The organism is Mesorhizobium sp. M7A.F.Ce.TU.012.03.2.1, from assembly GCF_004006095.1.
In the GTDB taxonomy this organism is placed as follows: Bacteria; Pseudomonadota; Alphaproteobacteria; order Rhizobiales; family Rhizobiaceae; genus Mesorhizobium.
In genome coordinates this window covers 3,108,733-3,123,634 of sequence record NZ_CP034779.1, presented here as the reverse complement: position 1 = coordinate 3,123,634, position 14,902 = coordinate 3,108,733, and the positions used below count along the sequence as shown (strand labels likewise).

The 14,902-nt window shown below is 62.1% G+C and carries 13 protein-coding genes and 1 tRNA gene; 8 read left to right on the top strand and 6 right to left on the bottom strand.

All coding sequences use genetic code 11. The features are described from left to right. Window positions 1-87: 87 nt before the first annotated feature. Together hisN and EJ079_RS15100 are read right to left on the bottom strand one after the other, a co-directional pair. Window positions 88-861, bottom strand: a complete 774-nt coding sequence (gene hisN, locus EJ079_RS15105) for a histidinol-phosphatase (RefSeq protein ID WP_127290528.1) — start codon at window positions 859-861, stop codon at window positions 88-90. A gap of 325 nt (window positions 862-1,186) precedes the next feature. Beyond that, the gene (locus EJ079_RS15100) at window positions 1,187-2,128 is read right to left on the bottom strand and encodes an N-formylglutamate amidohydrolase (protein ID WP_127329367.1); all 942 of its coding nucleotides are present in this window, start codon (window positions 2,126-2,128) and stop codon (window positions 1,187-1,189) included. 163 nt (window positions 2,129-2,291) lie between these two features. On the opposite strand from EJ079_RS15100, the gene EJ079_RS15095 reads away from it, so the two are divergent. Both EJ079_RS15095 and EJ079_RS15090 read left to right on the top strand, forming a co-directional pair. Next, entirely contained in the window at window positions 2,292-2,654 is a 363-nt protein-coding gene (locus EJ079_RS15095) for a response regulator (RefSeq protein WP_006199474.1), read from the top strand. Window positions 2,655-2,770: 116 nt separating this feature from the next. Then, window positions 2,771-2,845 (top strand) — tRNA-Val (locus tag EJ079_RS15090). A 194-nt stretch (window positions 2,846-3,039) separates the two neighbouring features. Here EJ079_RS15090 and EJ079_RS15085 read toward each other — a convergent pair. The 3 genes from EJ079_RS15085 to EJ079_RS15075 all read right to left on the bottom strand — a co-directional run bounded on the left by EJ079_RS15085 (window position 3,040) and on the right by EJ079_RS15075 (window position 4,327). After that, entirely contained in the window at window positions 3,040-3,435 is a 396-nt protein-coding gene (locus EJ079_RS15085) for a hypothetical protein (RefSeq protein WP_127270519.1), read from the bottom strand. Between the two features lie 14 nt (window positions 3,436-3,449). Continuing rightward, window positions 3,450-3,809, bottom strand: coding sequence for a lysozyme inhibitor LprI family protein (locus EJ079_RS15080; RefSeq protein WP_127272393.1), 360 nt, complete (start codon window positions 3,807-3,809; stop codon window positions 3,450-3,452). A gap of 311 nt (window positions 3,810-4,120) precedes the next feature. Further along, window positions 4,121-4,327, bottom strand: coding sequence for a hypothetical protein (locus EJ079_RS15075; protein ID WP_127267240.1), 207 nt, complete (start codon window positions 4,325-4,327; stop codon window positions 4,121-4,123). A 407-nt stretch (window positions 4,328-4,734) separates the two neighbouring features. Between EJ079_RS15075 and EJ079_RS15070 the strand changes: the two genes are divergently transcribed. Continuing rightward, window positions 4,735-7,002, top strand: coding sequence for an alginate lyase family protein (locus EJ079_RS15070; RefSeq protein ID WP_127809383.1), 2,268 nt, complete (start codon window positions 4,735-4,737; stop codon window positions 7,000-7,002). Between the two features lie 157 nt (window positions 7,003-7,159). Here the strand turns inward: EJ079_RS15070 and EJ079_RS15065 are convergent, their stop codons facing one another. Then, the gene (locus EJ079_RS15065; protein ID WP_127809382.1) at window positions 7,160-8,314 is read right to left on the bottom strand and encodes a dihydrodipicolinate synthase family protein; all 1,155 of its coding nucleotides are present in this window, start codon (window positions 8,312-8,314) and stop codon (window positions 7,160-7,162) included. A 239-nt stretch (window positions 8,315-8,553) separates the two neighbouring features. Here EJ079_RS15065 and EJ079_RS15060 point away from each other — a divergent pair, with 239 nt between their 5' ends. From EJ079_RS15060 to EJ079_RS15040, 5 genes are read left to right on the top strand one after another with little or no spacing between them, the layout of a single operon-like run. Beyond that, window positions 8,554-9,612 (top strand): LacI family DNA-binding transcriptional regulator, encoded by a 1,059-nt coding sequence (locus EJ079_RS15060; protein WP_027037607.1) that lies wholly within the window; start codon window positions 8,554-8,556, stop codon window positions 9,610-9,612. Further along, complete coding sequence (locus EJ079_RS15055; protein ID WP_127809381.1) at window positions 9,609-11,210, top strand: acyl CoA:acetate/3-ketoacid CoA transferase; 1,602 nt, start codon at window positions 9,609-9,611, stop codon at window positions 11,208-11,210. The genes EJ079_RS15060 and EJ079_RS15055 overlap by 4 nt, the downstream gene beginning before the upstream one ends. After that, window positions 11,203-11,979, top strand: a complete 777-nt coding sequence (locus tag EJ079_RS15050; protein WP_127809380.1) for an enoyl-CoA hydratase/isomerase family protein — start codon at window positions 11,203-11,205, stop codon at window positions 11,977-11,979. Before EJ079_RS15055 ends, EJ079_RS15050 begins: the two co-directional genes overlap by 8 nt. A 10-nt stretch (window positions 11,980-11,989) precedes the next feature. After that, window positions 11,990-13,501 carry an aldehyde dehydrogenase family protein gene (locus EJ079_RS15045; RefSeq protein WP_127809379.1) on the top strand — a complete coding sequence of 504 codons (1,512 nt, stop codon included), beginning with the start codon at window positions 11,990-11,992 and terminating at the stop codon, window positions 13,499-13,501. A 57-nt stretch (window positions 13,502-13,558) separates the two neighbouring features. Continuing rightward, window positions 13,559-14,812, top strand: coding sequence for an ABC transporter substrate-binding protein (locus tag EJ079_RS15040; protein ID WP_127267247.1), 1,254 nt, complete (start codon window positions 13,559-13,561; stop codon window positions 14,810-14,812). Window positions 14,813-14,902: the final 90 nt, after the last annotated feature.

Below are 14,902 nucleotides of genomic sequence, written 5' to 3'. Positions count from 1 at the left end.
CGCTGGCCCGCTCCCCAAGGGGTGCCGCCGGCAGTAAAACGACTGCTTCAAGCGGTCGGCATCACCTGAATGGCGGCGGACGCTCGTTTAGCCGCGCAGGGCGGCCATGGCGGCGGCATGAAGTTCCGGCGTCGCCGCGGCGAGTACATCGCCGCCCTGTTCCGCCGGCCCGCCATCGAATGTGGTGACGACGCCGCCTGCCTTTTCGATGATCGGGATCAGCGCCACGATGTCGTAGGGCTTCAATCCGGGATCGGCGACGATGTCGACGCTTCCCGAGGCGATCATGGCGAAGGCATAGCAATCGGCGCCATAGCGGGCGAGCTGGATCTGTCTTTCGAATGCATCGTAACGGTTGCGCGCCTCGCCCTTGAACAGGGCCGGCGTGGTGGTGAACAGCGTCGCCTGGTCCAACTTCGTCGTCTTGCGGGTCGTCAGTTTTCGCGGCCCGCCTGGCCCCTCATAATGGGAGCCCGAGCCGTTGGCGTAGAAAAGCTCGCCGGTGAAGGGCTGCGCCATCATGCCGGCAACGGCGTCGCCGTCGATCGTCAGCCCGACCAGTGTGCCCCACACCGGCAGGCCGGAAATGAACGCGCGCGTGCCGTCGATCGGGTCAATCACCCAGACGTGCCGGCTCGAAATGTTCTCGCTGCCATGCTCCTCGCCTAGAATACCATGATCGGGATACTCAGCCGATATCAGAGCCCGGATGGCGCGCTCGGCCTCGCGATCGGCCTCGGTGACCGGATCAAAACTGCCCTGTTCCTTGTTGGCGACCGCACCTTGGGCACGAAAGCGCGGCAAGGTCTCCGCCGCTGCCGCCTGCGCGATGCGACGCATGAAATCGATGCTGATGTCCAACTGATTCTCCCGCATTGCAGCATGCCCGAGCCCGGCTTTGCCGCCAATTTCGTGCCAAAACAAGGGTGTCGAGGATTTTTCCGCGACGGCATCTGTTGCCTGGATGTCACACAGGCGCCTTCGAAACGCAATTTCCACATCAGAGTGAATTAAAAAAGGCTGAAGGTCGCTTGACATTTGTGCAACGCACAATACCCTCAATCTCGGACAGGGTTTCCTGTCCATGCCCTCCTTGGGCGTTTCCTCCCTAGACTTCGACCGTATCGTGCAAACGATGCGGTCTTTTTTTATGGCGCCATTCAGTCCGCGGCCAGCGGCAGGTTATTCACTCCGCGGCCAGTGGCAAGTCGATGAAATGATGATCGGGCATCGACATCAGGTCGGCTGAGAACCGCGTCAGATCGTCGGCCAGCGCATCGAAGCCGGCAGCCTTCTCGAATGTCCGCTCGTTCATATAGAGCCCCCGGTTGACCTCGATCTGCAGCGCGTGCAGATGGCGCGCCGGGCGGCCATAGTGCTCGGTGATGAAGCCGCCGGCATAGGGCTTGTTGTGGGCGACCGAATAGCCCATGGCGCTGAGCAGGCCGATCGCGGTGTCGGTCAGGGCGGCCGTTGCCGAGATGCCGAAACGGTCGCCGATGATGAAGTCGGGCCGCTGGCCGCTGTCGCCGACCCTGATGCTCGCCGGCATCGAATGACAGTCGATCAGCACGGCAAAGCCGAACCGCGCATGGGTTCTGGTCAACAGCCGCTTCAGCGTCTCGTGATAGGGCTTGTAGACGGCCTCGATGCGGGCGACCGCTTCGGCCAGCGGCAAGCGGCCGGAATAGATGTCGAGCCCCTCGCCGACCAGCTTCGGCACCGTGCCCAGCCCGCCGGCCACCCGTGCCGAGCGGATGTTGCAGAAGGACGGCACCGGCTCGGCGAACATGCGCGGATCAAGCTCCCACGGTTCACGGTTGACGTCGAGATAGGCCCTCGGGAAATTCGCCGCCAGCAGCGGTGCGCCGAGCGCGACGGTCCCGCCGAACAGCTCATCGACGTAGCAGTCCTCGGACCGGCGGATGGCGTTGCGGTCCAGCCTTGCCATGGCAAGGAAGCGCTCCGGATAGTAGCGGCCGCTATGCGGTGAGTTGAAGAGGAAGGGGACGCGCTGCTCGACGCCCGACCGGATTTCGAAGGGTGGAAAGACCGAAAAATCCTCGGCTGCCGTCTTCAATTTGAACGAACCCGAAAACACCAGTGCATCATGATGTGAAAGTGCCACCTTGCAAGCCTCGTGTCCAGCATTTCGGCCGCAGCACACGCCCGGCAAATATGGATCATCCCCGTCAGCGTTCACTTGATGTTTACCCTCACCTCCTCATATACAGGATGGTTAACGGGCTTGCCCAACGGCAACCTCGGGCGGGTGATTCGGACGGGATATCATGGCACGCATTCTTCTGGCGGAAGACGACGACGATATGCGTCGGTTCCTCGTCAAGGCGCTGGAGCGCGCCGGTTACCAGGTCAGCGATTTCGACAATGGCGCCAGCGCCTATGAGCGGCTGCGCGAGGAGCCTTTCTCGCTGCTGTTGACCGACATCGTCATGCCGGAGATGGACGGCATCGAACTGGCGCGGCGTGCCACAGAGATCGATCCTGATCTGAAAGTCATGTTCATCACCGGTTTCGCCGCCGTTGCGCTGAACCCGGATTCCAAGGCGCCGAAAGACGCCAAGGTGCTGTCGAAGCCCTTTCACCTGCGCGACCTCGTCAACGAGGTCGAGAAGATGCTGCAGGCGGCCTGAGCCCTTTTCTAGGCGAGGCGCCGCACCTCTTCGCCACTGCGGCGAGACGACGCCTTCTTTCCTTTTTCCTGCTATTGACGCGCTGGATCAAAAATGGTGTATGCGCGGCTTCGGATGGGCGTGTAGCTCAGCGGGAGAGCACTGCATTGACATTGCAGGGGTCACAGGTTCAATCCCTGTCACGCCCACCATCCAACCAGACAAGCAGATCTTGCATCGGCATTTCCCGGCTGGTTCCCCAGAGGTAGAGAGGTTCGCATAGGTTGACTTATAGCCTGCACCTGGCGCAACGCCGCATGCAGTGCTTGAGCTTGGCGAACGGTTTGTCGATTTGGGCTGAGGTCCGGACTATAGGGGCAGGAAGAAGAGCCCTTGCGAAGCCAGCCTACTGGTCATCGTCATCGCCATTGTCTGGATTGTCGACCAAACATCCCGCGCCGTGACACCCTTGGTAATTGCCTTGAGTGTCGAAATTCGGATTGCCGTCCTTGTCGTAACTCGGCCTTGGGTCGATGTAGCTGTCGTTCTTTCGACGCGCTTCCTTGCGATCCTTGTCTCTCTGTTCCTGCGCGGCTATGCGATCCATTGAGCGCTGCTCGTCTTCTGAACGTTGTGAGGTCTGTTGCATCATGCAGTCGGCAAACCTGTTGGTTCCTGGCCTATAGCCGTAAGAAGCGCACTGTTGCTGATCCATTGCGCGCTGATCCTCAGCGCTGACGCAACCAGCAACCGCCAACGGCACAAGCGCGATCAGCACATATCTCATCTTGAAATTCGGCATTTTGTCACTCCAGATCATTCTGATGGCACCGGGCAAGAGAGGTCACCCTCCTGGCAGTTCAGGTAGGCCCTCAACTGCCTGGTGCGAGCCTTGGTCAGTTCAGCCTGACAAGCAGCGGCAACCATCGGCGCCGCGGAGCCACCATCGTCACCGCTGGATTGAAACGTGCATTCGGCGTTGCGGAACGCAATCCACGCTCTCTGCGCTTTCACCAACCGTGCCTTGCCGTCGGAATCATCCGTAAGCCGCTTCTGGATTTGCTTGAAGGTTTGGTTCAACGCCTGATCGGCTCTTTTGAAGTCCGAAGCTGGATCAGCCAGAGCCGCGGTGGCGGCGAACGACAGCATGGCGACGCCAGCAAGTAGAAAACGCATGATTGTATCCCCGGAATGAAAACAACCACAAGTAAGCACGCATGGGGGCAGCCGACAAGCACCGAAAAATTAGTAAGCAAAGGGTTGTCGGGTTCAACAACGCAGGACGGACGAGGCTGGGGCCGTGAGGTGATATGCGGTGAATGGCCGCCACAAGCTGACGTTGAGATTTGCCGTTTCACCATTGTCGTGGGCGGCGCCGGCGAGTTTCGCAACCCGGTCCTGACAGACCGGACGCCGGACGCAAACGCCGTCGCGGAAAGCTGTGCGCCCGTCCCGGTGCTGACCGGGACGGGCGACAGGCAATCAGATCATTGCGGCTCTGGATCAGGCGTATTTCCCGGCCTGTCGCCGCCGCCCTTGCCTTCACGGCAAGGCTCGCCGATGCCGCAGCATTTGCCGTTGTAGGTGACGCCGGGCTTCAGCTTGTCGCATTCCCTGGGAGCGGTTGTCTTGCAGCCGGCCAGCACCGAAACGGCGATGGCGGCCAAAAGGACGTTTCTTGAAACAGTAAACATCAGACGTTCTCCTTGATGGACCATGTTTGGACACATCGCTTGGTCGCGCCTCGGGAGAAATTGGTTCACAAGAAAATTGCGATCACCGGCGGAATCTTTTTGCGAGCTTGCCTTCGCGTGAAGGCGCATCGCCGATGCCGGGGCATTTGCCATGCTATGTGGTTTTCGGATTTGATTTATCGCATTGTCTTGTCGGCGTTGCCTGCAACCTGCCGTGACCGATGCAGCAGAACCGTAACAGGACATTCGCAACATTGCAGGCGAGAGACGTTTTCCATGATTGATCGCGTTGGACAATTCAGGGCTTGGTCGCCTCACACTCAGAAATGGTCCAGGATCGAAGCCGGAATGGTTGGCGAAACTGCGCGCATTCCCGAGGCGGTGATCGGGTCTCCTTGCGTGCCGTCATGAGTTCACAGTCCAGAAGGGAAAAACTGTCGCCTTGGCCGAAGATACATCGCGAACTGAACCGTGTGCGCACGCAATTGCAGTCGCCGTGGTCGACATTGGGCAACGCGCTCATTTCCGCAAAGCAGAACGCTGAATACCGACGCGAACTCGGCAAGCGGATCGAAGCCGCCCGCGAGACTTACACGGCGTCGCCGATCTCGCAGATTGCCGACAGCTTCATGCTCGTCCGGATCATCGGCAATGATCTGGAACCGCGACACCGCAAGGGCCAGTCATTCGACAACGTGCTGTTCATTCTGGACAACGAACCGGTCTTCGACGCCTGCGAAAAATTCTGGATCGTCAATCGGATAGTCGACACCGACGAGGAAGCCCGGATCATCGGCCTGCTCGAAAGCCGCCGCCAGAATTTTCACACAATCCCCTTCGAACTCGATGCGTACCGGAAGATATCCTGGGACGTCGACCAGCTTGTTGCCGGCGACCTCAGATTCTCAGAGAAGGGCCGGGCGAGCGGAAAGTCCGCGCGTCACGAAACGCACATCCGCCGCAGCAAGAACCTCTATGTGATGAACAACAATGGGGCTCGCAACGCCGCGCTCGCGATTGCCCGCGGCAGGGCAAAATGGCTGATGCCCTGGGACGGGAACTGCTACCTGACAGGCTCTGCGTTCCAGCGGATACGGTCCGCGATCGAGAGAAACCCGCACCTTCCCTACGCTGTGGTGCCCATGGCGCGTATTGTCGACAATGCGCTTCTGCTGGACCAGAGCTTCCAGCCGCCGGCCGAGGAAGAGCCGCAGATCATATTTCGAGCCGATACCACGCAACTGTTCGACGAAAACTATGGCTACGGAAGGCGGCCAAAAATCGAGATGCTGTGGCGGTTGGCAGTTCCCGGCCCCTGGGATCGCTACCGCGACGACGCCTGGGATTTTCCACGCCCGGTCCGGGCAGCGGATGCCGGGCTGCTCCAGAAAGCGGGCTGGGTGGCGCGCCTGGATTCAGGACGTTCGCATCTGGAGATCGGCAAGGCCGGCTTCGTCGCGCGTCTGGTCAGCCGCGACCAGGCGATCGTCGATATGGTCGATCAATGTGACGCCAAGGCAGTCGCCGCTCGGCTTGATACCTCCCGCCTGGCTTTCTATGACGAAGACGCCCTCGCCCACGCGGTAAAGGACGGACCCATCCTGCGCTATCTCGAAACCGCGGCCGGTCAGGCACTCGCCCGCGGTCCATTCAGCGTGCTCGACAAGACTGGCCGAGCCCCCAGCGGGGATCCCCAGGACTATTTTCACCCGGCGCCTTACTGGTGGCCCGACCCCGACAGACCCGATGGCCTGCCCTATATCAGGCGCGATGGCGAACGCGTGCCCGGCACGGCATTGTATGCAGCAGGAAGCGAAACCTACGATCGCACACGTTTACAGCGCGTCTTCGACGACACAACCGTGCTTGCGCTCGCCGCAACCGTGCTTGATGGACGTCATTACGCCGTCCACGCCGCGAGGCTCATTCGCGCATGGTTTGTCGATCCCAAGACAAGAATGAACCCGCATTTGCGCTATGCGCAGGTGCGGTCGGGCCACGACAACAATGAAGGGGCCGGCTACGGCATCATCGAGCTGAAGGATTTCTATTTCTTCCTGGATGCCGTACGCTTGATCGAGCGAACAGGAGTACTGGGCGACGAGGATCGCGAGGCGTTCAGAGCCTGGCTCGGTTCCTACTGTGAATGGCTGGACACCGCGCCGGCAGCCGCGACGGCCTTCTGCAGCAGCAGCAACCAAGGAACGTACTACGATTTGCAGCGGGCATCGATCGCCACATTTCTTGGCGACAGCGCCACCCTGGCCAAGATCAGCCTCTATGCTCGGGAGAGATTGGCGACCCAGATCGCAGCCGACGGCTCCTTGCCCAGGGAACTGTCCCGCACGCGCCCCAGGCACTACGCCATGTTTACCTTGCAAGGCTGGACGTCGCTGGCCCGTGTCCTGTCTTCGGTTGGTGACAATCTCTGGCAGCACAAGACAGCCGAGGGACTGGGACTGGTCCAGGCGCTGCACTGGCTTGTTGCGCACGAGAACAAGCCACACACCATGTCGGCCGAAACTGTCGATCCGGATCGGCTTGGGCCGCTGCTTCTCGACCTGACGCATCATGATCCCGCAGGGATGCCACCTGCCGATCTGGGAAGGGCGGCCAAGCCCATTTTTCATCCAGACGAGGCAATCGCGCCTTTTTGGCTGTGGCGAAGACGTTAGAGCAGTTCACCGTTTCACGGAAACGGCGACCCGCTCTAACTCCTTGTTTTTACGCAATTCCGGACGGAAAACCGTTTCACACTTTTCCTGGAATTGCTCTAGGGACATCCGGCATTCCTGGCCTGTCACGTCGATGATGAGAACCACTTTCCCGAAATCAAACGCCCGCGACGGTGCAAAGGCTCTTCATTCTGGCCACCGCCAGATCGGGATCAGCGAGCAATCCTGCCTGGTCGGCAAGGCGGAACACGTCGGCATAGTGACGGATGCCGCGCGCCGACTGCATGCCGCCGACCATCGCAAAATGGTCCTGATGGCCATTCAGCCAGGCAATAAAGACGATGCCGGCCTTGTAGTACTCGGTCGGCGCCTCGAAGATTATTCGCGATAGCGGCACGGTCGGCGCCATCAATGTGTCATAGCCGGCGCGGTCACCCTCCGCCAGTTTCGACAGCGCCGCGTTGGCGACCGGCGCAATCGCGTCGAAAATACCGAGCAGTGCGTGCGAGTGTCTTTTCTCGTCGCCGGCGATCAGTTCGGGATAATTGAAATCGTCGCCAGTGAACATGACGACGCCGTCCGGCAGACGGTTCCTCAGCGCGACCTCCTTGCCGGCATCGAGCAGCGAGATTTTTATCCCCTCCACCTTGCCAACGTGGCGTTCGATGATGGCAACAACTGTATCGAGAGCAGTCTCGAAATTCTCGCTGCCCCAATAGCCCCTGAGCGCCGGATCGAACATGTCGCCCAGCCAGTGCAGGATGACCTTGCCGGATGCTTGGGACAGGATGCGGTCGTAGACGCTGACATAGTCGTCCGGCCCCTTGGCCACAGCCGCCAGTGCCCGACTGGCCATCATGATCGCCTTGCCGCCCAAGCCTTCGATGAAAGCGAATTGCCGCTCATAGGCGGTGACCACATCGTCCAGCGTCCTGGCGGCGGCGGGCGCCAGATGGTCGGTCCCGGCACCCGAGGCGAGATCGGCGCCATCGACGGTACGCGCCTCGGCGATCGAACGGCGGATCAATTCCTGTGCATTCGCCCAGTCGAAACCCATGCCGCGCTGCGACGTGTCCATCGCTTCGGCGACGCGGAAGCCCAGCCGCCACAGATGGTGACGGAACGCCATCGTCCTGTCCCAGTCGACCACCGGCCTGGACCACGGATCGGTCATGGCAAGCGGATCGGCAACGACGTGCGCGGCGGCATAGGCGATACGCGAAAATCGCGCGCCGATGTCAGGCTGCACGGGCTCGCCAACCAGCGTGTACCGGGTGCTGCCGCCACCCTCACCAGGCAAGGAAATGTCCATCGATCTCTCCCTTCTCAACGCTACTAAATGGAACGTTCCAATAAATCAAGAACCTTTAAGATTCCGGCTCCACGGCAGGAAGAATGCTGCATTGCAACACAAATCCTTGTGGGGCAAGCCATTTGAGTACGCACAATCGGCGTTCGAGGCGCGGGAAAAATCCCGATTGACTTACGAGCGGAGCAGAGATTAGAACGTTCCAATAACTTTGGGCCTGCACTCGGGGAGGATGCATCTGGATGGCCAACCGGGCCAAGGCGACAATATTCGACATCGCCCGCGAAGCAGGCGTGTCCAAATCGACGGTATCGCTCGTGCTCCAGGGCAGCGGGCTGATCCGGCCCGAAACAGCGAGCAAGGTGCGCAAGGCGATCGAGGATGTCGGTTACGTCTACAACCGCGGCGCCGCCAATCTGCGCAAGGCGCACTCCAATGTGATCGGCATGGTCATCAACGATCTCACCAATCCTTTCTTCGCAGAGCTGGCGGTTGGCATGGAGCGGGTCTTCCAGTCGGCGGGCATCGTGCCGTTCATCGCCAACACGGCGGAAAATCCGGTACGCCAGGAAGAAGTGCTGAAGTCGTTGATGGAGCAAGGCGTCGCCGGCCTCATCGTGTCGCCGGCTCGCGGCACGACGCCGGGCGCCTTCAGGCGGATCGAGACGGCAGGTCTGCCGGTGGTCTTCGCCATGCGCCGGCTTCCCGAGAGCCGTATTCCGGTTATCGCGCCCGACAATCATCGCGGCGCCTATCTCGCCACCGCCCATCTGATCGGCAAGGGACATCGCAGGCTGGTCTTCTTCGGCGGTTCGTCCGACCTGGTGGTCTATCACGATCGGCTTGGCGGATTTCGCGAAGCCTGCGAGACGCAGGGCATCTCCGACCGCGACGCACTGGTCGTCGAGGGAGAGACCAGCCGCAGAGGCGGTATCGCGTGCCTCGAAACCGCTCTCGCTATGGCTGAACCGCCGACCGCGGCGCTCTGCTTCAACGACGCTGTCGCCTTTGGCGCCATGCTGGCGCTGCGCAAGCGCGGGCTTGAGCCGGGAACTGATTTCGCCATCGTCGGTTTCGACGATGTGGCCGAGGCCGAACATTACATGCCGGCTCTGACCAGCGTCGCGGTGGATTCGGCCGGCCTCGGCGAACGCGCCGCCCATGTCATGCTGAAAATGATCCAGTCGCGCACCACACGCGCCGAAGACCATATCGGCGCGGTCAATCTGGTCGTCAGGGAAAGCTGTGGCCCGGATCGCCGCACCCGAAACAGGACGGCCGGTTCGGGGAGCACGAATTGAGCAAGGTCGTTTCGGCAGCGCAGGCAGCGGGCCTGATCAAGGACGGCATGGTCGTATCCGTGTCGTCGTCGAGCGGCCTCGGCTGCCCCGACGCCGTGCTTGCCGCGATCGGCGAACGCTTCGACGGGGAAGGCCATCCGAAGAACATCACGACGCTGCACCCGATCGCAGCCGGGGACATGTACGGCATCAAAGGCATCGACCATCTGGCCAAGCCCGGCCTGCTGAAGCGTACTTTGTGCGGCTCCTACCCGTCCGGCCCCTCCTCTTCCGAACCGCCGCAGATCTGGAAGATGATCGGCGACAATTCGGTCGCCGCCTACAACGTGCCGTCCGGCATCCTGTTCGACATGCACCGCGAAGCGGCCGCCAAGCGGCCGGGCGTGCTGACCAAGGTCGGCCTCGACACCTTCGCCGACCCGCGCCACCAGGGCTGCGCCATGAACGCCGCCGCCAGCGAGCCGATCGTTTCGGTGCAGCAGTTCGACGGCGAGGAATGGCTCTATTTCCGCTCCATCGTGCCGCAGGTCTCGATCATCCGCGCCACGTCAGCCGACGAGCGCGGCAACCTCACCTACGAGCATGAGGGCGCCTATCTCGGTGGCCTCGAACAGGCGCTCGCCGCCCGTAACAATGGCGGCATCGTTATCGCGCAGGTCAAGCGCGTCGTCGAAAACGGTACGCTGAAACCGCATGACGTGCGCGTGCCGGGCGTCCTGGTCGACCATATCGTCGTCGCGCCCGACCAGTTGCAGACGACGCTGACACCCTATGACCCGGCGATCTCCGGAGAAATCTTCCGGCCGCTGTCGAGCTTCCGCACGCCGGAGATGAACGTCCAGAAAGTGATCGCGCGCCGCGTCGCCATGGAGTTGCGCGACGGCATGGCCGTCAACATCGGCTTCGGCATTTCCGCCAATGTCCCGCGCATCCTTCTCGAGGAAGGACAGCATGGCAAGATTACCTGGGTGATCGAACAGGGCGCGGTCGGCGGCGTGCCGCTGCTCGACTTCAAATTCGGCTGTTCGTCGAACGCCGACGCCTTCATGCCCTCGCCGCACCAGTTCATCTATTTCCAGGCGGGCGGCTTCGACGCCTCGCTGTTGTCCTTCCTGCAGATCGACCGCCATGGCTCGGTCAATGTCTCGAAGCTTTCGGCGCGCCCGCATGTCACGGCTGGCGCCGGCGGCTTTGTCGACATCACCGCGCGAGCGAAGAAGATCGTGTTTTCCGGCTTCTTCAACGCCGGGGCAAAACTCTCATTGGCCGATGGCGGCATCCGCATCGATCAGGAGGGCAAGGTCAAGAAGGTGGTCAACGAAGTCGAGCACATCTCGTTTTCGGGCAAGCGCGCAGTCGCGCAGGGACAGGACATCACCTATGTCACCGAACGCTGCGTGATGAGGCTGACGCCGGAGGGCCTGGTCGTCACAGAACTCGCACCCGGCATCGATCTGCAGCGCGATGTGCTGGCGCAGTCGGAAATTCTGTTGGGCATTGCCAAGGACCTCAAGACGACACCGGCAGCCCTCTATCAGGAGCAACCGATAGGCCTGTCGCTGAATGGCGGCGCCTCGCTTGGAGGCGCGCATGGCTGAGCACCTCGTCACCTTTGAAACCGACGGCGCCATCGGCGTCGTCACGCTGCGCCGGCCGGAGAAATTCAACGCGCTGGACATTCCGATGCTGCGCGCGTTGGAGACGGCGCTTGACGCGGCCGAGATGGCCGAGGGCGTCCGCGTCGTGCTGCTGCGCGGCGAAGGCAAGGGATTTTGCGCCGGTGGCGATGTCGAGGCCTGGGCGCGGATGAGTGCCGCCGATTTCCAGGTGCAATGGGTACGCTACGGCCACCGCGTCTTCGACCGGCTGGCGCGGCTCAGGCAGCCGACCATCGCTGTTTTGTCGGGCCATGCACTGGGCGGCGGGCTGGAGCTGGCTGTGGCTTGTGATTTTCGCGTGGCGGAAACACAGGTGAAACTGGGCTTCCCCGAAACCTCGATCGGTGTCGTACCCGGCTGGTCGGGCACGCAGCGCGCCGTGCGCCGCTTCGGCGCGCAGACGGTGCGCCGCATGGCGCTCGGCGGCGAGATCTTTCTCGCCCCCGAGGCACTCGCTCTGGGCATCGTCGACCGGGTGGTCGCGACTGGCAAGGCATACGACGAAACAAGGGCGTGGGCGGAAAAGATCGCCGAGCGCGGCCCGCTGGCGACCGAAGCCGCCAAGCTGATGATCGCGGTCGCCGAAGGCGAGGAAAGTGCCGCCGCCACCGAAGCGCTGGCCAGCGGCTTCATCGCCCTGACCGGAGATCTCAAGGCCGGCGTCGACGCCTTCAAGGCCAAGCAGAAGCCGGCCTTTTCGAGATCCTAGAGGAAAACAGATGAACGCCCCACTCAAGATCGCCATGCCGGCCGATGCGTCCGCGGCGCCGAAAGCGTACAGACTGCTGATCGACGGCAAGCATGTCGATGCCCGCGACGGCCGCACGATTGCTCGAAATAGCCCCGGCCACGGCTTCACCGTCTCGCACTACGCACAGGCCGGCGTGGCCGAAGTGGAAGCCGCTGTGCAGGCCGCCCACAAGGCGTTCGAGACCGGTCCATGGCCCCGGATGAAGGCGGCCGAGCGTGCCGCGATCCTGCTCAAGGCGGCCGACTTGATCGAGGCGCGGCTGGAAGAGATCGCCCGGCTCGATGCACTGGAATCGGGCAAGCCGATCGCCCAGGCGCGCGGCGAGATCGGCGGCGCCGTCGACATTTGGCGCTATGCCGCCTCGCTTGCCCGCACGCTGCATGGTGAATCCTACGCCAATCTCGGCGATGCCATGCTGGGCGTCGTCCTGCGCGAGCCGATCGGCGTCGTCTCGATCATCACCCCATGGAATTTCCCGTTCCTGATCGTCAGCCAGAAACTGCCCTTCGCGCTCGCCGCCGGCTGCACGGCGGTGGTCAAGCCTAGCGAAATGACCTCGGCCTCGACCTTCGTGCTCGGCGATATCCTGATGCAGGCCGGCCTGCCCGCCGGCGTCGTCAATATCCTGGCCGGGCTTGGCGCCGATGTCGGTGCGCCGATGGTCAGCCACCCGCTGGTCGAGATGGTCTCGTTCACCGGCTCCACCCGCGTTGGCAAGATGACGATGGCGTCCGCCGCGCAGTCGCTGAAGAAAGTCTCGATGGAGCTCGGCGGCAAGAACGGCCAGATCGTCTTCCCGGACGCCGACCTCGAAGCGGCCGCCGATGCGGCGGTGTTCGGCGGCTTCTTCAATGCCGGCGAGTGCTGCAATGCCGGGAGCCGGCTGATCGTTCATGAGGCGATCGCCGACGATTTTCTCAGCACCGTCAAGGCGCTTGCCGCCAGGGTCACGGTCGGCGATCCGCTCGATGACCAAACCAAGGTCGGCGCGATGATCTCGTCCGACCATCTGAAGAAGGTGGCCGGCTATGTTTCTGCCGCTGAAGGCGACGGCAGCCAGGTTTACAGCGGAGGCAAGCAATTGGCCTCCAATGTCGGCCAATACCTCGATCCCACCATCATCCGCGGCGTCACCGAGGAGATGGCCATAGCGCGCGAGGAAGTGTTCGGACCGGTGCTCTCGGTGTTGACTTTTGAATCGATTGAAAAGGCGTTGCACATCGCCAACAACACGCCCTATGGTTTGTCGGCGGGCGTGTGGAGCGCCAGCATCGACACTTGCATGTCGGTGGCGCGTGGAGTGCGTTCGGGAACCGTTTGGGTGAACACATTCATGGAAGGTTATCCCGAGCTGCCTTTCGGAGGCTACAAGCAGTCCGGTCTCGGACGCGAACTCGGCAAACGCGCCGTCGAGGACTATACCGAGGAAAAGACAATCCAGTTTCATCGCGGCCTGCGCACCGGGTGGTGGGTCGGCTGAGTTGAGAAGAACCCGGTGGGCTTCACCGGTCGTGTAATGCAACAAGGGAGGTAGTACATGTTGCGCAAACTGCTAATAGGAACCGCTCTCGCATCCGGCCTGGCTTTCGCGGCCCACGCCGAGGACGTCAAGGAAGTGCAGATGCTGCATTGGTGGACGTCGGGCGGCGAAGCGGCTGCTCTCAACGTCCTTAAGGGCGATCTGGCCAAGGAAGGCTATGCCTGGAAGGACGTGCCGGTGGCCGGCGGCGGCGGCGATGCCGCCATGACCGCGCTGAAGGCGATGGTCGCGGCCGGCAACTACCCGACCGCCTCGCAGATGCTCGGCTACACCGTGCTCGACTACGCCGCTGCCGGCGTCATGGGCGACCTGACCGAAACGGCGAAGAAGGAAGGCTGGGACAAGTCCGTTCCGGCGGCCCTGCAGAAGTTCTCGGTCTATGACGGCAAGTGGGTCGCGGCGCCGGTCAACGTTCACTCGGTTAACTGGCTGTGGATCAACAAGGCCGTGCTGGACAAGATCGGCGGCACCGAGCCGAAGACCTTCGACGACTTCGTTGCCCTGCTCGACAAGGCCAAGGCGGCAGGCGTGATCCCGCTCGCTCTCGGCGGCCAGAACTGGCAGGAAGCCACCATGTTCGACTCGGTCGTGCTGTCGACCGGCGGACCTGAGTTCTACAAGAAGGCCTTCAACGACCTCGATGACGAGTCGCTGAAGTCCGACACGATGAAGAAGTCGTTCGACAATTTGGCCAAGCTCGTCACCTATGTCGACCCCAACTTCTCCGGCCGCGACTGGAACCTTGCCACCGCCATGGTCATCAAGGGCGACGCCCTGGTGCAGGTCATGGGTGACTGGGCCAAGGGCGAGTTCAACGCCGCCAAGAAAACGCCGGGCACCGACTTCCTTTGCTATCGCTTCCCGGGCACCGACGGCTCGGTGATCTACAACTCCGACATGTTCGGCATGTTCAACGTTCCGGACGACCGCAAGGCCGCCCAGGTCGCGCTGGCCACCGCCACCCTGTCGAAGAGCTTCCAGTCGGCCTTCAACGTCGTCAAGGGTTCGGTTCCGGCCCGCACCGACGTTCCGGACACCGACTTCGACGCTTGCGGCAAGAAGGGCATCGCCGATCTGAAGGCGGCCAACGAAGGCGGCACGCTGTTCGGCTCGCTGGCCCAGGGCTATGGCGCGCCTCCGGCGGTCGCCAATGCCTACAAGGATGTCGTCTCCAAATTCGTCCATGGTCAGATCAAGACCTCGGACGAGGCCGTGACCGAACTGGTCAAGGCAATCGACGACGCCAAGTAAGCGCCACGCGCCAAAAACCCTTCCCCGCTCCGGCGGGGAAGGCCCAGATCCGCGAACTTAGATCCGCGAAGCTGGTTGGCCGCGAGTCGA

Coding starts and splice junctions, on each gene's coding strand:
- EJ079_RS15095 (WP_006199474.1), top strand. CDS start 2,292: ATGGCACGCATTCTTCTGGCGGAAGACGACGACGATATGCGTCGGTTC.
- EJ079_RS15085 (WP_127270519.1), bottom strand. CDS start 3,435: ATGCCGAATTTCAAGATGAGATATGTGCTGATCGCGCTTGTGCCGTTG.
- EJ079_RS15080 (WP_127272393.1), bottom strand. CDS start 3,809: ATGCGTTTTCTACTTGCTGGCGTCGCCATGCTGTCGTTCGCCGCCACC.
- EJ079_RS15075 (WP_127267240.1), bottom strand. CDS start 4,327: ATGTTTACTGTTTCAAGAAACGTCCTTTTGGCCGCCATCGCCGTTTCG.
- EJ079_RS15070 (WP_127809383.1), top strand. CDS start 4,735: ATGAGTTCACAGTCCAGAAGGGAAAAACTGTCGCCTTGGCCGAAGATA.
- EJ079_RS15065 (WP_127809382.1), bottom strand. CDS start 8,314: ATGGACATTTCCTTGCCTGGTGAGGGTGGCGGCAGCACCCGGTACACG.
- EJ079_RS15060 (WP_027037607.1), top strand. CDS start 8,554: ATGGCCAACCGGGCCAAGGCGACAATATTCGACATCGCCCGCGAAGCA.
- EJ079_RS15050 (WP_127809380.1), top strand. CDS start 11,203: ATGGCTGAGCACCTCGTCACCTTTGAAACCGACGGCGCCATCGGCGTC.
- EJ079_RS15045 (WP_127809379.1), top strand. CDS start 11,990: ATGAACGCCCCACTCAAGATCGCCATGCCGGCCGATGCGTCCGCGGCG.
- EJ079_RS15040 (WP_127267247.1), top strand. CDS start 13,559: ATGTTGCGCAAACTGCTAATAGGAACCGCTCTCGCATCCGGCCTGGCT.